Source organism: Micromonospora sp. NPDC049275 (genome assembly GCF_043197115.1).
Lineage (GTDB): Bacteria > Actinomycetota > Actinomycetes > Mycobacteriales > Micromonosporaceae > Micromonospora.
Window position 1 is genome coordinate 548,157 of the sequence record NZ_JBICSN010000001.1, and the last position, 20,277, is coordinate 568,433.

The 20,277-nt window shown below is 71.7% G+C and carries 19 protein-coding genes; 7 read left to right on the forward strand and 12 right to left on the reverse strand.

The features are described 5' to 3' along the window. Positions 1-47 precede the first annotated feature (47 nt). The gene (gene mycP / locus ACGFIE_RS02585; RefSeq protein ID WP_393290281.1) at positions 48-1,271 is read left to right on the forward strand and encodes a type VII secretion-associated serine protease mycosin; all 1,224 of its coding nucleotides are present in this window, start codon (positions 48-50) and stop codon (positions 1,269-1,271) included. A gap of 85 nt (positions 1,272-1,356) precedes the next feature. On the opposite strand, the gene ACGFIE_RS02590 is transcribed toward mycP, so the two are convergent. Beyond that, complete coding sequence (locus tag ACGFIE_RS02590; RefSeq protein ID WP_363687884.1) at positions 1,357-1,650, reverse strand: WXG100 family type VII secretion target; 294 nt, start codon at positions 1,648-1,650, stop codon at positions 1,357-1,359. Positions 1,651-1,670: 20 nt separating this feature from the next. Then, positions 1,671-1,991: a WXG100 family type VII secretion target gene (locus tag ACGFIE_RS02595; RefSeq protein WP_007454622.1), complete on the reverse strand. Its 321-nt coding sequence runs from the start codon at positions 1,989-1,991 to the stop codon at positions 1,671-1,673. Positions 1,992-2,395: 404 nt separating this feature from the next. Here ACGFIE_RS02595 and eccE point away from each other — a divergent pair, with 404 nt between their 5' ends. The 4 genes from eccE (at position 2,396) to rarD (ending at position 6,290) form a co-directional block, all read left to right on the forward strand. Beyond that, complete coding sequence (eccE, locus tag ACGFIE_RS02600; RefSeq protein ID WP_393291254.1) at positions 2,396-4,291, forward strand: type VII secretion protein EccE; 1,896 nt, start codon at positions 2,396-2,398, stop codon at positions 4,289-4,291. An 89-nt stretch (positions 4,292-4,380) separates the two neighbouring features. Next, complete coding sequence (locus ACGFIE_RS02605) at positions 4,381-4,767, forward strand: phage holin family protein (RefSeq protein WP_007454618.1); 387 nt, start codon at positions 4,381-4,383, stop codon at positions 4,765-4,767. 108 nt (positions 4,768-4,875) lie between these two features. Further along, positions 4,876-5,373, forward strand: coding sequence for a GNAT family N-acetyltransferase (locus ACGFIE_RS02610; protein WP_393290283.1), 498 nt, complete (start codon positions 4,876-4,878; stop codon positions 5,371-5,373). Further along, positions 5,370-6,290, forward strand: a complete 921-nt coding sequence (rarD, locus tag ACGFIE_RS02615) for an EamA family transporter RarD (protein ID WP_393290285.1) — start codon at positions 5,370-5,372, stop codon at positions 6,288-6,290. Before ACGFIE_RS02610 ends, rarD begins: the two co-directional genes overlap by 4 nt. 8 nt (positions 6,291-6,298) lie before the next feature. On the opposite strand, the gene ACGFIE_RS02620 is transcribed toward rarD, so the two are convergent. Then, positions 6,299-7,018 (reverse strand): anti-sigma factor family protein, encoded by a 720-nt coding sequence (locus tag ACGFIE_RS02620; RefSeq protein WP_393290287.1) that lies wholly within the window; start codon positions 7,016-7,018, stop codon positions 6,299-6,301. Continuing rightward, the gene (locus ACGFIE_RS02625) at positions 7,015-7,530 is read right to left on the reverse strand and encodes a sigma-70 family RNA polymerase sigma factor (protein WP_266249813.1); all 516 of its coding nucleotides are present in this window, start codon (positions 7,528-7,530) and stop codon (positions 7,015-7,017) included. Before ACGFIE_RS02625 ends, ACGFIE_RS02620 begins: the two co-directional genes overlap by 4 nt. A 227-nt stretch (positions 7,531-7,757) precedes the next feature. On the opposite strand from ACGFIE_RS02625, the gene ACGFIE_RS02630 reads away from it, so the two are divergent. Beyond that, the gene (locus tag ACGFIE_RS02630) at positions 7,758-9,884 is read left to right on the forward strand and encodes a PhoX family protein (protein WP_393290290.1); all 2,127 of its coding nucleotides are present in this window, start codon (positions 7,758-7,760) and stop codon (positions 9,882-9,884) included. 105 nt (positions 9,885-9,989) lie between these two features. Here the strand turns inward: ACGFIE_RS02630 and ACGFIE_RS02635 are convergent, their stop codons facing one another. Further along, on the reverse strand, positions 9,990-10,772 hold the full coding sequence (locus ACGFIE_RS02635; protein WP_393290292.1) for an IclR family transcriptional regulator: 783 nt from the start codon (positions 10,770-10,772) through the stop codon (positions 9,990-9,992). Between the two features lie 154 nt (positions 10,773-10,926). On the opposite strand from ACGFIE_RS02635, the gene ACGFIE_RS02640 reads away from it, so the two are divergent. Then, on the forward strand, positions 10,927-12,117 hold the full coding sequence (locus tag ACGFIE_RS02640; RefSeq protein ID WP_393290294.1) for an MFS transporter: 1,191 nt from the start codon (positions 10,927-10,929) through the stop codon (positions 12,115-12,117). A gap of 71 nt (positions 12,118-12,188) precedes the next feature. Here the strand turns inward: ACGFIE_RS02640 and ACGFIE_RS02645 are convergent, their stop codons facing one another. The 7 genes from ACGFIE_RS02645 to nuoI form a co-directional block, all read right to left on the reverse strand. Beyond that, positions 12,189-13,274 (reverse strand): polyprenyl synthetase family protein, encoded by a 1,086-nt coding sequence (locus ACGFIE_RS02645; protein WP_393290296.1) that lies wholly within the window; start codon positions 13,272-13,274, stop codon positions 12,189-12,191. Between the two features lie 90 nt (positions 13,275-13,364). Beyond that, entirely contained in the window at positions 13,365-14,918 is a 1,554-nt protein-coding gene (nuoN, locus tag ACGFIE_RS02650) for an NADH-quinone oxidoreductase subunit NuoN (RefSeq protein ID WP_393290297.1), read from the reverse strand. A 55-nt stretch (positions 14,919-14,973) separates the two neighbouring features. Next, positions 14,974-16,509, reverse strand: a complete 1,536-nt coding sequence (locus ACGFIE_RS02655) for an NADH-quinone oxidoreductase subunit M (protein WP_393290300.1) — start codon at positions 16,507-16,509, stop codon at positions 14,974-14,976. A 64-nt stretch (positions 16,510-16,573) separates the two neighbouring features. Beyond that, complete coding sequence (gene nuoL / locus ACGFIE_RS02660) at positions 16,574-18,499, reverse strand: NADH-quinone oxidoreductase subunit L (RefSeq protein ID WP_393290302.1); 1,926 nt, start codon at positions 18,497-18,499, stop codon at positions 16,574-16,576. A gap of 11 nt (positions 18,500-18,510) precedes the next feature. Beyond that, positions 18,511-18,810 (reverse strand): NADH-quinone oxidoreductase subunit NuoK, encoded by a 300-nt coding sequence (gene nuoK, locus ACGFIE_RS02665; RefSeq protein WP_007454601.1) that lies wholly within the window; start codon positions 18,808-18,810, stop codon positions 18,511-18,513. Between the two features lie 58 nt (positions 18,811-18,868). Then, positions 18,869-19,639, reverse strand: coding sequence for an NADH-quinone oxidoreductase subunit J (locus ACGFIE_RS02670; RefSeq protein ID WP_393290304.1), 771 nt, complete (start codon positions 19,637-19,639; stop codon positions 18,869-18,871). Further along, positions 19,636-20,277, reverse strand: a complete 642-nt coding sequence (gene nuoI, locus ACGFIE_RS02675) for an NADH-quinone oxidoreductase subunit NuoI (RefSeq protein ID WP_393290306.1) — start codon at positions 20,275-20,277, stop codon at positions 19,636-19,638. Before nuoI ends, ACGFIE_RS02670 begins: the two co-directional genes overlap by 4 nt.

A 20,277-nucleotide genomic window follows, 5' to 3' on the forward strand; every position in this document is an offset into this window, starting at 1 on the left:
AGGCGATAACATCCCGTTCCGACGCCGACACGATACGGAGGCTGTCGATGTCCCGATCGATCGCGCGCCCCGTCCTGGCAGGTCTGGCCGCCGCCCTGCTGACCGGCGCGACCGGGCCGGCCGTCGCCGCCAGCGCCGCGCTCCGGATGGCCCCGGCCTGCGCGACCCCACTGGCGCCCGCCCGGCCGGTCGAGGCCACCCCCTGGCCCCAGCAGCGGTACGAACCCGCGCGGCTCGCGCCGCTGACCACCGGCGCCGGGGTGACGGTCGCGGTGGTCGACTCCGGAGTCGACCGGGCGCACCCCCAGCTGACCGGACGGGTGCTGGCCGGCGCGGACCTGCTCGACCCGGGTGGGGACGGCGGCCGGGACTGCGCCGGGCACGGCACAGGCGTGGCGAGCATCATCGCAGCGGTGCCCCGGCCCGGTGTCGCCTTCCACGGCCTGGCTCCGGCCGCCCGGATCCTGCCGATACGGGTGAGTGAGCAGCAGGTGGTGCAGGGACGGGAGTCGGGGCGCACGGTAAGCGCCGACGAGTTCGCCCGCGCCATCCGCTGGGCCGTCGACCACGACGCCGACGTGGTCAACTTCTCCGTCGTCCTGTACGCCGACGACCCGGAGGTCCGCTCGGCTGTGCGGTACGCCGTCGAGCGGGACGTGGTGCTGGTGGCCGCCGTGGGTAACCTGCACGACAGCGGCGACCCGATCCCGTTCCCGGCCGCGTACGACGGGGTGCTCGGGGTGGGCGCGATCGGGGTGGACGGGGCACGGGCGGCCTTCTCCCAGACCGGCTCGTACGTCGATCTGGTCGCCCCGGGCAGCGCGGTGCTGGTCGCCGCGCCCGCGCAGGGTCACCAGCAGGTCGAGGGCACCAGTTACGCGGTGCCGTTCGTGGCCGCCACGGCGGCGCTGCTGCGCGCGTACCGACCCGAGTTGACTGCCACCGAGGTGGCCGAGCGGATCGTCGCCACCGTGGATCCGGCGCCGGGGACGGGACACGGCGGCGGGTACGGCGCCGGCGTGCTGAACCCGTACCGCGCGGTCACCGAGACCGGCGGCGGCCTGCCGGCCGGCCCGCAGCCGGTCGCCGCACTCGTCGACGACCGGCCCGATCCGGCGCTGCTCGCCCGCCAGGCCCGCCGCGCGACCGCCCGGGACCGAGCTCTGGTGGCCGGCGCGGTGATCGGCGTGACGGCGGCCGCCGTGGTGTTGCTCGCCCTCGTGCTGCCCCGCGGCGCGCGCCGGCGTTGGCGACCGGCCGAGCCGGCCTGACCCGACCGCGCCGCCTGAGCACCCCTCGTCGGAGGGTGGCCGGGGCGCCGACGCGGGCACGGTCAGCGCTCCCGGCCCACCGGCGTCACTGGAACAGCCCGGTGTTCTTCTTCTCCGTGTCCAGATAGTCGGCAGCGGAGTCGTCCACCGCCAACTTGATCGCGCGCAGCATCGCCTGCAGGTCCTGCGAGGCGGACCGCCACCGCGCCTGGCGCTGCTCGTACGCCTGCCGGGCGTCGCCCTCCCAGGCCGACACCAGCGGCGCGGCGTCGCGTTCGAGCTGGCCGAGCTGCGAGTCGAGCGTGTTCAGCGCCCGTTGAATGTCCACGCCGGCCTGTTGCAGCGCGGCGAAGTTGACGACCAGCACACCGTTGTCCATCGGAACTCCCTCCTGGCAGGTCAGAGCGGCAGTTGGATGCCGCCGCGGTTGGTGCCGGCCACCCGGCTGGCCGCCTCGTCGTCCGAGACGTCGTACTGTCGGCCGGCGGTGCGGATGGCCCCGGCGGTCTCCCGCAGGGCTCGGTGCAACGCCGCCTGATCCTGTGACCACTGCCGCTTGACCTGCTCGAACGACCGCCCACCGGCGCCGCGCCAGGCCTGCTGCAACACCTCCAACTCGGCCAGCAGGCCGGTCAGCATGGATTGCAACGACTGGTCCACCTGCTCGAACTTCGCGGCGGTATGCCGCATCACCGCCGCTTCTGCCTGGGTCTGGGACACCCGGACATCACCTCGTCTCCTCGGTTGTGCCTGGCCGGCGATGCGCCCACCGTGGGAGCGCACCGATCGCGTGGCCCGGTCGACGAGCAAGGGTGGACGCGGGTCAGCGATGAACTTCGTGGCTGACGGTAGCGGCCCGGTAGCCGTTCTGCTACCCCGCGCACCTCCCCCTGTGGACAACCACGACGGCCATCGGTCGCTTACGATGTGCGGCAGCCACGTCGCGGCGCGTGACGGGCAATCCGGGGCGGTCGGCCGCCCGGCACGTCCACACTGGTCGAGGAGGCGCGGTGTCGCCGATCACCACCGGAGGCCCGCAGCCGGCGAGCCGGCCCGGTCGGGGCCCGGCCCCGGCCGCCGGCGCCGCGACAGCCGGGCCGGGCATTCCCACCGCCGTCGGCGCGATCACGTCCGTCGACACCGCACCGGGTATCGACATCGGAGCAACCGCTACCGCAGCGCCCAACGCCGCCCCGACCGCGCTCGGCCTCGCCGAGCCGGGGGCGGCTCGGGATGGCGTACGCGGTCGAGGACCTCGTGACCGGTGGGCCGCTCTCGGTAGGCGCGGCGCGGGGTTGCGCGTGGGTCAACTGGTCACCGGGCAGGTAGCCGTCGCGGTCGTCCTCGCGGCGTCGGGCCGGGGCGCTCCGGTCACCGTCGCCGCGCTGCTGGTGGCGGCGCTCCTCGTGGCGGCCGCCGTCGTCCGGGTCCGTGGCCGGTGGCTCTTCGAGTGGCTGGGCACCGCCGCCGGGCATGTGACCCGACGCCGGGCGCTGGGCGAGCAGACCGGCCCGACCGGGTTGCTCGACCTGGTCGCCCCCGGCGCCGTGGTCCACTCGACGGAGCTGCCCGGCGGGCCGGCGGCGGTGCTGGAGGACATCGGCGGCATGGTGGTGCTGCTGGAGCTCGGCGACCCCGGCGACCTGCTCGGCGACGCGTCCCGGGCGATCCCCACCCCGTCCGCGCTGCTGCCGACGCCCGGTCCGGACGTCCCGCCGCTGCGCATCCAACTGCTCCTCAGCGGGACGCCGGCACCCGTTCCGGCGGCGGGTGGCACCGTCGGCACGTCGTACCGGCAGCTCACCGACGGCCGACTCACCGGGCGCGAGCGGGCGGTGCTGGCGGTCCGGGTGCTGCGGGCGGACGGGTGGACGCCTGAGGCCCTGCGTCGGGCGCTCGCCGGCACGGTACGCCGGATCGTCCGCCGACTCGGGCCGCTGACCGCCCGGCCGCTCGGCGTACCGGCGGCACTGCGCGTGCTGGGCGAGCTGGCCCAGCACGACGGCCAGCCGGTGCGGGAGTCGTGGCCGCTGCTGCGCTCGGGCGCCCTGGTCCAGGCCACGTTCCGGCTGGTCCACTGGCCGCAGACCGGCGCCCCGGCCGCGCGGCGGCTGGTGCCCCGGCTGCTCGCGCTGCCGGCGACCGCGACGACGGTGTCGCTCTGCGTGGGGTCGCCGCCGGGCGGCGGCACCGGCGCGGCACCCACCGAGCTGGCCGTACGCCTGGCTGCCGCGTCGACAGCCGAACTGACGGTGGCCGTCGACGCGCTTGGCAAACTGGTCAGTGGCGTGGGCGGGGAGCTGCGCAGACTCGACGGCGCGCACCTGACCGGGCTGGCGGGCACGCTGCCGCTGGCCCTCGGCACCGCCGGGGCGCAGCCGAGGGTGGCGCTGGACGACTGGGAGCTGACCCTGGGCGAGGCGGGGATGATGGTCGGCACCAACCGGCACGGGGGTGCGGTGACCGTGCGGTTGTTCCGGCCGGAGAGCACCCGGGTGTTGCTGGTGGGCGGCGTACGCGTCGCGCAGTTGGTGGCGCTGCGCGCGATGGCCCTGGGCGCGCTCGTGGTGGTGCAGACGGCGCGACCGCGGGTGTGGGAGCCGTTCGTGCGCGGTGTGGGCGCGCCGGGTGGAACGATTCCGCTGCTCCCGCCGGGTCGACAGGTCGCCGGGTCGGTGGGCACCGCGCTCCAGCCGCTGCTGCTGGTGGTCGACGCCGGGCCGATGCCGGCCGAGACCGAGCCTGGTCCCGCGTGGCGGGCCACCCTCGTGGTGCGCGACGAGCTGACCTCGGCCGATGTGGACGCGTTGAGCCGCGCCGACCTGGCGGTGCTGCAACCGTTGCACGCGGCCGAGGCCGTGCTGGCCGGCGCGGCGTTGGGGCTGGGTGGGTCGGCCGACTGGCTCACCCGGATCCGGGACGACATGGTGGCCGTGGTGAACCGCCGAGCCCTGCGGTGGGCGCTGCTCTCTCCCACTCCGATCGAGGCCCAGTTGATCGGTCACCCGGCGCGCGGCTGAGCCGGTGGGGCGTCCACCCCGGCCGCGTCGTCCCGGGATGGTCAACCGGTGGGTTACGCAGGTGAATGGTCCGTGGCACGATCCCGGCCATGGGTTTTCTGAAGGGGTTGCTGATTCGGCTGGCCACCACGGCGCTGGCCTTCTGGTTGGCCACACTGCTCATCCCGGGCATCGACCTGGAGTCGACCTCGGCCGTGCAGACGGTCACCACGCTGATCCTGGTGGCGGTGATCTTCGGCGTTGTCAACGCGGTGCTCCAACCGGTCATCAAGACCGTCGGCTGCGGCTTCTACCTGCTCACCCTGGGGCTCATCGCGCTTGTGGTGAACGGGCTGCTGTTCCTGCTCACCAGCTGGATCGCCGACCAGGCCGGGCTTCCGTTCTCGGTGGACGGCTTCTGGCCGGCCGCCGTGCTCGGCGCCCTGTTCGTCAGCATCGTGACCTGGATCCTCGGCGCCGTTCTCGACCGGGACTGACCACTACCGACCCGCGCCGCCCGGCCCCCGATGGGCCGGGCGGTCCGGTGACCAGAGTTCGGGAATTGGCCGGCCGGCGAGCCGGTCGGGTTCGCTAGCCTCGCAGACGTGTTCTCGCTGACCCGCGCCGACGGCCACCTGATCTGCACCGACCCCGCCCGGCTCGACCTGGACCGGATACACCACTGGCTGTCCACCGACGCGTACTGGGCGCTGGGGCGTGACCGGGAGACGGTCGTGCGGGCGTTCGCCGGGTCGCTTCCGTTCGGCGTCTACCGGCCCGGGGACGGCCGTCAGGTGGCGGTGGCCCGGGCGGTCACCGACGGCGCCACCTTCGCCTGGCTCTGCGACGTGTACGTCGACCGGGCCTCCCGGGGCCTCGGGCTGGGCGGCTGGCTGGCCGGCACGGTCCGCGACCACCTTGCCGAGCTGGGCGTACGCCGGATCCTGCTGGCCACCAACGACGCGCACGAGGTGTACGCGCGGGTCGGCTTCACCCCGTTGGACGCTCCCCAGCGGTGGATGCAGCTCGACCGCCGGCCGCCCGTGACCCCGCTCACCGGAAAGGAGCAAAGCGGAGGTTCACCACTTACGGTGGAGGCGTGACGCCACTCCGCCTGGGATACCTCTACGGCATCGGCGCGTACCTGCTCTGGGGTTTCTTCCCGCTCTACTTCAAGCTGCTGCGACCCACCGGCCCGCTGGAGATCCTGGCCCACCGGATCGTCTGGTCGGTGCTCTTCGTGGCCCTGCTGCTCGGCGCGCTGCGCAACGTCGGCTTCCTGCGGGCGCTGCTGCGCCGGCCCTGGACGGTGGCCGGGATCGTCGCCGCCGCCGCGCTGATCGCCGTCAACTGGGGCACCTACATCTACGGGGTCAGCTCCGACCGGGTCGTGGAGACGGCGCTCGGCTACTTCATCAACCCGCTCGTGGTGGTGCTGCTCGGGGTGACGGTGCTGCGCGAACGGCTGCGCCCGGCGCAGTGGATCGCGCTGGGCATCGGCGGGGCGGCCGTCGCGGTGCTCGCCGTCGACTACGGCCGGCTGCCCTGGCTGGCACTGACCCTGGCGTTCAGCTTCGCCGGCTACGGCCTGATCAAGAAGCGGCTCGGGCTGCCCGCCGCCGAGGGGCTCTTCGTCGAGTCGGCGGTGCTGGCACTGCCCGCGCTGGGCTATCTCGCCTGGCTGAGCCGGCATGCCGAGTTGACCTTCGGGCACGTCTCGGCCGGGCACACCGCGCTGCTGGTGCTTGCCGGCGCGGCCACCGCGATCCCGCTGCTGCTCTTCGCCGGGGCCGCCAACCGGCTGCCACTGACCGGCCTCGGCATGATCCAGTACCTGGCGCCGATCCTCCAGCTCGCCTGCGGCGTGCTCATCTTCCACGAGCCGATGCCGCCGGCCCGCCTCGCCGGTTTCGCACTGGTCTGGCTGGCCCTGATCGTCTTCACCGCCGACGCCGTCGACCAGTCCCGCCGTGCCCGCACCCACACGCGCGCCACCGAGGCGCCCGTCTCCACCCCCTGAGGGGAGGGCTACGGGACCGCGTACGTCAGCAGGGGCGTGCCGTCGGATCGTTGGAGTTCCACGCTCACCAGCTCGGCGTCGGTGAAGCGGGTGACGCCTGTGAAGCTGAGGTCGTCGCCGGGGGCCGCCAGCCAGGAGCCGATCTGCTCGCTGCTGCCGTTCGGACCGTGCGCCACCAGCCGGAACGGGTACGCCTTGCCGTAGCTCGTCCGCGCGTCGTACCCGCAGTGCATGGTCACCTCGGTGCCCGACTTGCTGCCGGCCAACCCGATCTCGGCGTGCACCGGCCCGGCGGTGGCCACCGGCCGCATGGCGACCATCGACACCTGCGAGCCAGGGCGGGTGCCCTGCGCCCCCGGGGGGGCCGGCGGGGCGGCCGGCCGGGGCAGGATCGCGGCCGTGCCGACGCCCACCACCAGTGCGAGCGCGGCGGCGGCGAGCGTGGTGAGGGCGTACCGCCGACGGGTCGCGGCGCTCTCGCGGCGTCGGCGGCCCCGGGCCTCCTCGATCAGCGCGGGCGCCCGGGGCGGGGACGGCGGCGGCAGGAACTGCTCCAGACCCGCCGGGTCGAGGCGGCCGAGCAGTCCCGGTAGGACGGCGATCTCGGCGACCGCGTCCCGGCAGGAGGCGCAGCCGGCGAGGTGCCGCTCGTAGGCCGCCCGCTCGGCGGGGGCCAGGGCACCCAGCACGTACGCGCCGTCGTCGTGCGCGAACTCGCACCGCGTCATCCCGTCACCCCCATCTCGGCCAGGACCAACCGTAGTGAGCGCAGGGCGTAGTGGGTGCGCGACTTCACGGTGCCCGGCGGCACGCCCAGCCTCGACGCCGCCTCAGCCACCGACCGCCCCTGGTAGAAACACTCGACGAGCACCTCACGGTGGGTGGGGCTGAGCCGGTTCAGCGCCTCGGCGACGGTCCACGCCTCCACCGCGCGCTCCGCCTCGTCGACCACCTCGGGCGGCTCGGGCAACTCGTCGGTGAAGACCTCACCGACCCGGGTGGACCGTCGCCGCCAGGCGTCGATGGCCAGGTTACGGGCGGTGGTGAACAGCCAGGCGCGTACCGAGCCGCGGCGCGGGTCGAGGGACTCGGGGTGCCGCCAGGCCCGCAGCAGCGTCTCCTGCACCAGGTCCTCGGCCCGCTGCCGGTCGCCGTTGACCAGCCGCAGGGCGTGTGCGTACAGCGCCTCCGCGTGCTCGTCGTGCAGCGCCCGCAGCAGTTGGGCGTCATGGTCGCTGATGGCGGTCTCCTCACTTCCGGCGCGCGTCCGGCGGTGTGTCCGCTCGGGAATACGTGCTGTCACGCCGATCGGTTCAGTGCGAGGTCAGACCGGTCGCGCGGCGGTCGGTGCCCGCGCAGGTGTTCACGCCTGGTTCACACTGTGGCCGACGACCGCTCACCACGTCCTCCTAGCGTCCGGCTGGTACGCCGCCTGTCGTGCCACCGACTTTCCTGGAGGCCACCCCCATGAGCGACCGTCCCCGGCTGCTCCCCCTGCTCACCGGAAACCGCCATGGCACCCGTGACGCCATGACCTGTCTGTACCGCTGCGGCAACGCCTGTGACCACCCCGTCCCGAACACGTCCGACAACGCGTACTTCGGGGACGTGGTGAACGCGGAGGTATCCCGGCGTGGCGTGGTCCGGGCCGGCGCGGTCGGCGCCCTGGTCCTCGGCTTCGGTGGCGCGGCCGCCGGCGCGCTGGCCGGAGCGGCCCCCGCCCTGGCCGCCCCCACCACCCCGGACGTCCCCGAGGCCTTCGGCTTCGGCCGCCCGGGCACCGGTGTCGGCAGTGGCGCGCTGACCTTCAAGCCGATCCCGCCGAACAAGCTGGACTCCCTGGTCGTGCCGAACGGCTACGACCACGCCGTGGTCATCAAGTGGGGCGACCCGGTGCTGCCGGGCGCTCCGGAGTTCGACCTGCACGGCCAGACCGCCGCCGCCCAGTCGAAGCAGTTCGGCTACAACAACGACTTCGTGGGCGTGCTGCCGCTGGACAAGCAGGGCAGGCGCGCGCTGCTCGTGGTCAACCACGAGTACACGAACGAGGACCTCATGTTCCCCGGCTTCCCCGGCCTGGACGCGCTCTCGGTGGAGCAGTTGCGCACGGCGATGGCCGCGCACGGCATGTCCGTGGTGGAGTTGGAGCGGGTCGCCGGCACCGGGCAGTGGAAGCCTGTCGACAATGGTCGCCGGTCGTACAACCGACGGGTCACCGCGCTCAGCACCAGGTTCGACCTGACCGGCCCGGCCGCCGGCTCGGCGTGGCTGAAGACCGCCGCCGACCCGAAGGGCCGTACTGTCGTCGGCACGCTCAACAACTGCTCCGGCGGCGTGACCCCCTGGGGCACCGTGCTGTCCGGCGAGGAGAACTTCAACCAGTACTTCGTCGGCGCCGACGGCGCGCCGGCCGAGCTGAAGCCGAAGTTCGACCGCTACGGCATCACCACTGCGGCTCGCTACCCCAGCGGCAGCCGCAAGTGGGAACGCGCCGACGAGCGCTTCGACCTGGCCAGGCACCCCAACGAGGCGCACCGGTTCGGCTGGGTCGTCGAGATCGACCCGTTCGATCCGGAGAGCCGGCCGCGCAAGCACACCGCGATGGGCCGGTTCAAGCACGAGGGCGCGAACGTGATCGTCGCCAGGGACGGGCACGTGGTCGCGTACATGGGCGACGACGAGCGGTTCGACTACCTCTACAAGTTCGTCTCCGACAAAAAGTTCCTGAAGGGCAACTCCTGGGCTGCCCGCAAGCACAACCTGACTCTGCTGGAGTCCGGCACGCTCTACGTCGCGAAGCTGGACCCGACCAGCGCCGGCGAGATCGACGGCTCGGGCACGCTCCCCAGCGACGGCGCGTTCAACGGCCGGGGTCGCTGGATCAAGCTGGTCAGCGGCAACCGCTCGTTCGTCGACGGGATGACCGCCGCGGACGTGCTCACCTTCACCCGGCTCGCCGGCGACAAGGTCGGCGCGACCAAGATGGACCGCCCCGAGGACGTCGAGCCGAGCCTGCTCACCGGCAAGGTGTACGTGGCGCTCACCAACAACACCGACCGCGGCAAGGCCGACAAGGCGCCCGCTGACGAGGCCAACCCGCGCAACGCCAACAAGCACGGGCAGATCCTGGAGCTGGTCGAGGACCGCAACGACAACACCGCGGAGACCTTCGCCTGGTCGCTGCCGATCGTCTGCGGCGACCCGACCGACCCGTCGACCTTCTTCGCCGGGTACGACAAGACGAAGGTCTCCCCGATCTCCTGCCCGGACAATGTCGCCTTCGACGCCACCGGCAACCTGTGGATCTCCACCGACGGCAACGCGCTGGGCAGCAACGACGGCCTCTTCGCGACGGCAGTAGAGGGCCCGGAGCGGGGCCACCTCAAGCAGTTCCTCACCGTGCCGATCGGCGCCGAGACGTGCGGCCCGTTCATCACCGGCGACAACCGCTCGGTCTTCGTGGCCGTCCAGCACCCGGGTGAGATCACCGGCGCGTCCGTGGAGAACCCGGCCTCGAACTGGCCGGACGGCGACTACGCCAAGCCCGGCGTGGTGGTCACCTGGCGTCTCGACGGCGGCCCGGTGGGCAGCTGACGGTGCCCTGAACGGGTCGCTGACGTTATCCCCGGCGGTCCGGCGCTCGGCCGCCCCGAGAGGCCCTCTCCCAGCCCGGGAGAGGGCCTCTCGGCGTCGTACGGCTCAGTGGTCGCTGGCGATGCCGTCGGCGACCGTACGGGCGACGGTGAGCAGCTTGGCCCGGACGACCCGCGCCGAGGTCATCATCTCGCTCGCCGGCAACGCACAGGCCAGTACGACCCGACGTTCCATGTCCTTGTCCGGCGTGACGAGCACCGCCGCGCAGGCCACTCCCTGACGGAACTGGCCCAGCTCCAGTTGCATCCCGCGCCTCTCGCCGGCGGCCAGGTCGGCCTCGAAGGCCTCGGTGGTGGTGAGCGTGGCGGTGGTGAAGGGGCGCATGCCGTACTCGCGCAGGTAGCGGAAACGCTGCTCGGTCGTGAGGGTGGCGAGCAGGGACTTGCCGAGGGCCGTCGCGTGCGCGCCCTCGTCGAAGCCGGGGACGAGGTCCTCCAGGTAGGGCGAGCGGTGCCCCTCGGCCACCGCCGTGATGGCGACCTGACCGCCGACGAAGCGGCCCAGGTAGTGGCTGTAGCCCGTGTCCACGGCGGCCCGGCGCAACGTCTCACCGACCACCGGAGGGCCCCGGAACGCGGTCACCAGCTCTCGGTAGCGGTCGGCCACCTCCAGCCCCACGATGTACGTGCCGTCCTCCCGACGGATCACGTAGCCCTCGTACGCGAGTGTGCGAACCAGGTGGTACGTGGTGGCCACGGTCAGCTCGCACCGGCGGGCGATCTGCTTGACGGTCAGGCCCTTCGGGGCGCGACCGACCGACTCGAGCACCCGAAGTGCTCGGGACACGCTGCGGATCAGGTCCGAAGGTTCTGCCAAGGGGTCGCGCACAACCACCTCCGCCGCCGGGGACTTACACCATATGAAAAACAGGCCGGGTGCGAAATGCCTGTTCGGGTCGAGGATGCCAGATCACCATCCACTCCTCGTAGGGCACCGGTCACCGGGAGTGGTCTGAGCCGGACTCGCGTAGGTTTGCCGGACGATGACCGACACCGCCCTCAACCCCGCCGAAGGCCGCGCCCGGACCCGTCCGATCCGGGCCAGCGCCGGTGCCGTCGCCACCACCGTGGCCTGCGTACTGCCCGTGTTCCTGCTCGGCGGCCTCGCCGTGCAGATGGGGGCGGACCTCGGGTTCTCCCCGGCCGGGCTGGGCCTGGCCGTCTCCGTCTACTTCGGCGTGAGCGCGCTGGCCTCGGTGCCCTCCGGCCGGCTCGTCGAGCGCTACGGGCCGGCCGTGGTGGCCCGCAGCGGCATCGTGCTGGCCGCCGGGTCGATGCTGGCCGTGGCGGCGCTCGCCCGCTCGTACGGGGTGCTGCTCGCTCTGCTGGCGCTCAGCGCCGCCGCGAACGCCCTCGGCCAACTGGCCAGCAACGCCGCACTGGCCCAGCACGTGCCACCCCACCGGCAGGGGTTGTCGTTCGGTGTCAAGCAGGCGGCCATTCCGGTCTCCACCCTGCTGGCCGGCGCGGCGGTGCCCACGATCGCGCTCACCGCCGGCTGGCGCTGGGCGTTCGTGGCCGCGGCCGTCGCGGCGCTGACGACGCTGCCGGCCGTACCCCGGCAGGTGCCCGGCCGGGGCCGACGGGCCGACGCGACGCGCGCGGGCCGGGCCACGACGGCCCTGGTGGTGATCGGGGCGGCGGCGACGTTGGCGGCGAGCGCCGCCAACGCGCTGGGCACCTTCCTGGTGGACTCGGCCGCCGCCCGGGGTCTCTCGCCGGGCCTCGCCGGCCTCACCCTGACCCTGGGCAGCGCGGTCTGCGTGGCCGCCCGGGTGGGCGCCGGTGGGCTGGCCGACCGACGGGCCAGCGGTCACGTCGCGCTCATCGCCGCGATGCTCGTGGTCGGGGCGGCCGGGCTCGGTCTGCTCGCGGTGGCCGGCCCGGTGCCGCTTGTCGCCGGCGTGGTGCTCGGCTTCGGCCTGGGCTGGGCGTGGCCCGGCCTCATGAACTTCGCTGTGGTCCGGCTGCACCCGCAGGCTCCGGCCGCCGCCACCTCGATCACACAGACCGGGGTGTACGCGGGCGGCTGCCTCGGCCCCCTGAGCCTCGGCCCGCTAGCCGCCCACCAGGGCTACCCCACGATGTGGACCACGGCAGCGGTGGCGATGCTGTTGGCAGCAGCCCTGATGCTGGCCGGCAGCCGCCTACTGACGGCCGCGCCCCGCCCCTGACCCCGTTGATCATGAAGTTGTTGCCCGATCACTCGGCGTGTCGGGGCAACAACTTCATGATCGACCGACGGTCAGCTGGTGCGGTCGGCTATGTAGTCGCAGAGGGACTCCAGCGCCTGGCGGGGCGCGCTCGCCGGGAGCGGGGCCAGCCGGGCGCGGGCGTCCTCGGCGTAGCTGCGCACGGTCTCCCGGGCCCGCTTCAGCGCCGGACTGTCCCGCAGCAGCCCCAGGGCCTCGGCGTGCAGCGCGTCGTCGGTCAACGGGCCGGTCGCCAGGATCTCCCGGAGCCGCACCGACGAGGCGTCGGAGTCGTCGGCCGCACGGGCGTAGAGCACCGGCAGCGTCGGGACACCCTCGCGCAGGTCCGTGCCGGGCGTCTTGCCCGACTGCACCGACTCGGACGCGATGTCCAGCAGGTCGTCGGTGAGCTGGAACGCGACGCCGATCGTCTCGCCATAGCCGGCGAGGGCCTCGACCTGCTCGGCGGGGGCGCCCCCGAACATGCCGCCGAACCGGATCGACGTGGCGATAAGCGATCCGGTCTTCTCGGCGATCACGCTCAGGTAGTGCGCGACCGGGTCCTCCCCGGGGCGCGGACCCACCGTCTCGGCGATCTGCCCGTGCACCAGGCGGGCGAAGGTACGCGCCTGCAACCGGACGGCCTCGGGGCCCAGGTCGGCCGCGATGTCCGCGGCGCGGGCGAAGAGGTAGTCACCGACCAGGATGGCGACCGAGTTGGTCCAGCGCGAGTTGGCGCTCGGAGCGCCCCGCCGTACGACTGCCTCGTCCATCACGTCGTCGTGGTAGAGGGTCGCCAGGTGGGTGAGCTCCATCACCACGGCCGCCGGGACCACCTGCGCGCCCGACGGATCGCCGAACTGGGCGCCGAGCGCCACCAGCAGCGGCCTGAACCGCTTTCCGCCGGCCTCCAGAAGATGCCGGGCCGCCTCGCTGACGAACGGGTCGGCGCTGGCCACACTGTCGCGCAACTCGACCTCGACCGCGTCCAGCAAACCCAGCACGGACGCCTCGACGCGGGGATCGGCGAGATGAAGGCCGAGCGCGCCGAACTGACTCGTGCTCGCCCGACCCCGGCGACCGCCGGAACCGGTGGCACCTGAACGCTCGCCAGCCGGAATCACCACACCATCAACCATGCCACACCCGTTCGACCTGCTCCGGGTCGGGGATACGCAGCGGGGGCCGGCACGCGATCACGCGCCGGCCCCCGCTGTCCGAGGTACGTCTCACCGCACGAATTCTGCGGCTCCGGTAGCCAGGTCGAGCAGTGGACCGGGGACGACGCCCAGCGCCAGGGTGGCCACCACGCCGATCATCAGCGCGGCGGAGGTGAGCCCGCCCGGCACGGTGACCGTCGGGGTGGACTCGCCCGGCTCGGACAGCCACATCATCACCACGACCCGCAGGTACGGGAACGCCAGCACCATGCTGGTCAGCACACCCGCGATCACCAGCCACGCCTGGCCGCCGTCCAGCGCCGGCCCGAAGACCGCGAACTTGCTGGTGAAGCCGCTGGTCAGCGGGATACCGGCGAACGCCAGCAGGATGAACGTGAACAGCGCGGCGTAGAACGGCGAGCGCCGCCCCAGACCCGCCCAGCGGGACAGGTGGGTGGCCTCACCGTCGGCGTCACGCACCAGGGTCACCACCGCGAACGCGGCCAGCACCGAGAAGCCGTACGCGACCAGGTAGAACATCGTGCCGGAGAGCCCGTCCTTGCTCGGCGCCAGCACACCGACCAGCAGGTAGCCGGCATTGGCGATCGAGGAGTACGCGAGCAGCCGCTTGATGTCCGTCTGGGTGACCGCGAGTACCGCGCCGACCAGCATGGTCAGCACCGCCACCGCACCGAGCACCGGCGTGAAGTCCCAGCCCCCGCCCTCGAACGCGACGTGGAAGACGCGCAGGAGCGCGCCGAACGCGGCGACCTTGGTGCAGGCGGCCATGAAGCCGGTGACGGGGGTCGGTGCGCCCTGGTAGACGTCCGGCGTCCACACGTGGAACGGGGCCGCCGCGGCCTTGAAGAGCAGACCGATGGCGAGCAGCGCCATGCCGGCGAAGAGCAGCACCGGGCTGGACGGCGACTCGGTCACCGCCGCGTTGACGGTGGCGAAGTCGACCCCGGCCGAGCGGCCGGGCACGCCCGCGGTGAAGCCGTAGATCAGGGCCACACCGAACAGGAAGAACGCCGAGGCGTACGCGCCGAGCAGGAAGTACTTCATCGCCGCCTCCTGGCTCAGCAGACGCCGGCGGCGGGCCAGCGCGCAGAGCAGGTAGAGCGGAAGGGAGAAGACCTCCAGCGCGATGAACATGGTCAGCAGGTCGTTCGCCGCCACGAAGATCAGCATGCCGCCGATCGCGAACGTGACGAGCGGGTACACCTCGGTGAGCCCGTTGCGCCCCTCGGCCTGCTTCCGGTCGTCGGCCGACTCGGCGGTCACCGCGGCCTGGGCGACGAACGCGCCGCCCCGCTCGACCGAACGGTCACCGATCAGCAGCAGCGCCATCGCGGCCAGCACCAGGATGGCGCCCTGGAGGAAGAGCGTCGGCCCGTCCACAGCGATGGACTGGCCGGCCGTGATGAGCCGGTCGTCGGCGTTGAACACCACCATGGTCAGCGCCGCGAGGACGGCCAGCAGCGCCACCGTCAACTGCACCACGTGCCGCGAGCGCCGGGGCACGAACGCCTCGACCAGCACACCGAGCAACGCGGCACCCAGCATGATCATGATCGGGGCGAGTGCCGCGTAGTCGAGCGACGGCAATTTCAACTCGGTCACTGTGCCGACCTTTCGTTCGCGACTGCGGGGCTCCGCTTCGCTGCACTCCTCGCGCTCACCGGCCTGCCTCCTGGACGGTGCCCACCGATGACGGGCCGGGGTCGGTCCTGCCGATGTCGTCCATGGTCGCCTGGACGGCCGGGTTGATCACGTCGGTGACCGGCTTGGGATAGAAGCCCAGCAGCACGATCAGCGCGACCAGCGGGGCGACCACTACCTTCTCGCGCAGGTTGAGGTCCCGGCGCATCCCGTCGACCTCGGTAAGCGTCGGATTGAGCGTGCCCTGCGTGGTGCGCTGCACCATCCAGAGCACGTACGCCGCCGCCAGGATGATGCCGAGCGTGGCGATGACCGCCACCGGCTTGTTCACAGTGAACGTCCCGATCAGCACCAGGAACTCGGAGATGAACGGCGCGGTGCCGGGCAGCGCGAGCGAGGCGAGACCGGCGAAGAACAGCACACCGGCCAGCACCGGGACCAGCTTGCCGGCGCCGCCGAAGTCACTGATCAGCGACGAGCCACGTCGGGAGATCAACATGCCGACCACCAGGAACAGCAGGCCGGTGGCCAGACCGTGGTTGAGCATGTAGAGCACCGCGCCCGTGCCGGCCTGCGTGGTGAACGCGAAGATGCCCACCCCGATGAACCCGAAGTGCGCGATCGACGTGTACGACACGAGCCGCTTGAGGTCGTTCTGGCCGACCGCCAGCAGCGCCGCGTAGATGATGCCGATCACGCCCAGCGCCAGCGCCCACGGCGCGAACCACTTCGACGCCTCGGGGAACAGCGGAAGGCAGTAGCGCAGGATGCCGAACGTGCCGACCTTGTCCAGCACACCGACAAGCAGCGCGGCGGCACCCGCCGGAGCGGCGCCACCGGCGTCCGGCAGCCAGGTGTGGAACGGGAAGAACGGTGCCTTGATGGCGAACGCGAGGAAGAAGCCGAGGAACAGCCACCGCTCGGTGCCGGTGCTGATGTCGACCTGCGACAACGCCTGCCAGTCGAAGGTCTTCCCGCCGACCACCCAGAGACCGATCACCGCGGCCAGCATGAACAGACCGCCGACAAGCGAGTAGAGGAAGAACTTCACCGCCGCGTACTGCCGCTGGTGGCCGCCGTAGCTGCCGATCAGGAAGTACATCGGCACCAGCATGACCTCGAAGAACACGTAGAACAGGAAGACGTCGGCGGCGGCGAAGACGCCGATCATCGTGCTTTCGAGGATGAGCAGCAGCGCGAAGTAGACCGGGATGGACCGCTTCGACGACTCGGCGTCGTGCCAGGACGCCAGGATCACCAGCGGCACCAGCACCGCGATCAGCATGAGCATCACCAGCGCGATGCCGTCGGCGGCGAAGGTGAAGCTGACGCCCCAGTTCGGGATCCACGAGTACGACTCGCGGAACTGGAACCGGTCACCGCCCGCGTTGAAGCTGACCCACATCACCACCGAGAGCACCAGCACCAGCAGCGACCAGACGAACGCCACCTGCTTGGCCAGCTCCGGCCGGTGGCGCGGCAGGAAGGCCACCACCAGGGCGCCCACCAGCGGCGCCACGGTGAGCACCGAGAGGAACGGGAAGTTGGACATTATGCGGCCTTACCTCCGTCGTGGATGCGTGGTCCGCCGGCGGGGGCGGGCGTATTCAGGTCGATCACGCCAACCACCCCGCCTGCACCGCCAGGAACGCCGCCATCACCAGCAGCGCACCGGCCAGGATCGAGGTGGCGTACGAGCGGACGAAGCCGGTCTGCAGCCGCCGGAGCCGACCCGAACCGCCGCCGACACCCGCGGCGAGCCCGTTGACCAGCCCGTCGATGCCCCGGTTGTCGAGGAAGACCAGCGCCCGGGTGAGGAAGATACCCGGCTTCTCGAAGACCGCCTCGTTCACCGCGTCGGTGTAGAGGTTGCGCCGAGCGGCGGTGACCAGCACCCCGGCCGGCTGCGGCGCGGTGGCCGTACCGGTGCGGAACAGGAACCAGGCCAGCCCGGCGCCGAGCACGGTGACCACAAGCGAGAGCGCTGTGAGCACGGCGTGCGGGAGAACCGCCTCGTGCTCCGCGTGCTCGCCGCCCAGCCCCGCGGTCGCCGTCAGCCAGTCCGGGACGGACGTGGAGAGCAGGAAACCGGCGCCGACCGAGCCGACCGCCAGCAGGATCAGCGGGATGGTCATCAGCCGCGGTGACTCGTGCGGCTGCTCGATGTCCTCGGTCCACCGCTTCGGCCCGTGGAAGGTGAGCACGAACAGCCGGGTCATGTAGAACGCGGTCAGCCCCGCACCGAGCAGCGCCGCCCCGCCGAAGAGCCAGGCGGTCCAGTCCTCCCGCTCGAAGGCGGCCACGATGATCGGCTCCTTGGAGAAGAAGCCGGAGAACGGGAACATGCCGATGATGGCCAGCCAGCCCATCATGAACGTCAACCAGGTGACCTTCATGTACGTGGACAGCCCGCCGAAGCGGCGGATGTCGACCTGGTCCTTCATCCCGTGCATGACCGAGCCGGCGCCCAGGAACATGTTGGCCTTGAAGAAGCCGTGCGCCAGCAGGTGCACGATGGCCAGCGCGTACGCGCCACCGCCCAGGCCGACGCCGAGGAACATGTAGCCGATCTGGCTCACCGTCGACCAGGCCAGCACCCGCTTGATGTCGTCCTTCGCCGCGCCGATGACGCAGCCCATCAGCAGGGTGAGCGCGCCGACGCTTACCACCACGAGCTGGAGCGTCGAGTTCGCGGAGAAGATCGGGTTGGACCGGGCGATCAGGTAGACACCCGCGGTGACCATGGTGGCCGCGTGGATGAGCGCCGACACCGGGGTGGGGCCCTCCATCGCGTCCGGCAGCCACGCCTGCAGCGGGAACTGACCGGACTTGCCGGCAGCGCCGAGCAGCAGCAGCAGGCCGAGCACCAGCACCGTGGTGCCGGTCAGCGCGCCGACACCGTTGAACACCTCGTCGTACTGGGTGGTGCCCAGGGTCGCGAACATGATGAAGATCCCGATGGCGAGGCCGGTGTCGCCGACCCGGTTCATCAGGAACGCCTTCTTGCCGGCCGTCGCGGCGCTCGGCCGCCCGTACCAGAAGGAGATCAGCAGGTACGACGCCAGACCGACGCCCTCCCAGCCGAAGTACAGCATCACGTAGTTGTTGCCGAGCACCAGCAGCAGCATGGCCGCGACGAACAGGTTGAAGTACGCGAAGAACCGGCGGCGACCCCCGTCGTGCGCCATGTACTCGACGGCGTACAGGTGGATCAGGAATCCGACGCCGGTGATCAGGAGGACGAAGACCGCGGCCAGCGGGTCGAACAGCAGGCCGAAGTCCACCTTCAGGTCACCGACCGTGATGAAGTCCCAGAGGCTCAGCTCGACCGACTTGTTCTCCAGGCCGCGCAGCTGGAAGAAGGACGCCAGCCCGAGCACGAACGCGGCTCCGATGGCCGCGACGCCCAACCAGTGCCCCCAGCGGTCGGCCCGCCGGCCGAGCAGCAGCAGGATGGCCGCGCTGACCAGCGGGATCGCCACCAGCAGCCAGACGCTGCCGAGCAAGCCCGTGGCCTCTGCGTACTGCACAGTCTCTTCCACTCGCTTGCCCCTTAGTACTTGAGCAGGTTGGCGTCGTCGACACTCGCCGAGCGCCGGGTCCGGAAGATGGACATGATGATCGCGAGGCCGACGACGACCTCGGCCGCGGCCACCACCATCACGAAGAACGCCATGATCTGGCCGTTGAGGTCACCGTTGATCCGGCTGAAGGTGACAAGCGTCAGGTTGGCCGCGTTGAGCATCAACTCGACGCACATGAACAGCACGATCGCGTTGCGCCGGATGAGCACCCCGGACGCGCCGATGGTGAACAGCACCGCCGCCAGCACGAGGTAATGATTGGGCGTCATCGCTGAGCTCGCCTTTCGTTCGCGACTGCGGGGCTCCGCTTCGCTGCACTCCTCGCGCTCACTGGTCCGTCCCCTTCAGCGTGGTCTCCTGCGCGGTCAGCTCGCGTACCGGCAGGATGTCCGGCGTACTCCGGTCGGTGAGCCGACCGTCCGGCAGCCGCGCCGGGGTGGCCACCGAGGAGGAGGTGGCGAAGACGCCGGGGCCCGGCTTGGGGCCGGGGTAGTTGCCCGGCGCGAAGCGTGCCTTCATGGTCGACACCTGGTCGACCTTGTCCTGCTTACGCCGCTCGACGTGCGCGAGAACCATCGCGCCGACCGCCGCGGTGATCAGCAGCGCCGAGGTCAGCTCGAACGCGAACACGTACTTGGTGAACAGCAGCCGGGCGATGCCCTGCACGTTGCCCTCGGCGTTGGCCTGGTCCAGGCCGACCGCCGTGGTGTTGTCCATGGCGTTGTAGATGGCGCTGCCAACCAGGCCGGCGAAGCCCAGCCCCAGCAGGATCGCGGCGACGCGCTGACCGCGCAGCGTCTCGATAAGCGAGTCCGAGGCGTCCCGGCCGACGAGCATCAGCACGAACAGGAAGAGCATCATGATCGCGCCGGTGTAGACGATGATCTGCACCATGCCGATGAACGGCCCGGCCTGGAGGATGTAGAACACGCCCAGGCAGAGCATCGTCAGCACCAGCCAGAGCGCCGAGTGCACCGCGTTGCGGGCCGCCACCATCCCGATCGCGCCGATGAGCGCTAGCGGCGCGAGGATCCAGAAGGTGACCTCCTCGCCGCCGGACACCCCACCCGCCGCGGCCAGCAGAGTAGACGTGGTCATGCTCCCTCTCCCTTGCCGGCCGCCGCGCGCTGGGCGGCCTGCTCGGCGCCCGGGAACGTCACGCCGGGGTGCTCGTCGACCTGGTAGCGGCCGGGGCCCATCGGGGACGTCTCGGCACCGGCTGAGGTGCCCGGGTTGTCCAGCGCGCCGACGTAGTAGTCCTTCTCGCTGTCGCCCAGCCGCATCGGGTGCGGCGGCTGCTCCATGCCCTCGAGCAGCGGGGCGAGCAGCTGCTCCTTCGTGAAGATCAGGTCCTGCCGGTTGTCCCGGGCCAGCTCGTACTCGTTGCTCATGGTCAGCGAACGGGTCGGGCAGGCCTCGATGCAGAGCCCACAGAAGATGCACCGCGCGTAGTTGATCTGGTAGGTGCTGGCGTACCGCTCACCGGGCGAGAAGCGCTGCTCGTCGGTGTTGTCGCCGCCCTCGACGTAGATCGCGTCCGCCGGGCAGGCCCAGGCGCACAGCTCGCAGCCGATGCACTTCTCCAGGCCGTCCGGGTGCCGGTTGAGGATGTGCCGCCCGTGGTAGCGCGGCGCCGACACCGGCGGCTTGAACGGATAGTCGGTGGTGACGACCTTCCTGAACATGTGCGAGAAGGTGACACCGAATCCCTTGAACGTTCCGGTGATCGCGCTCAC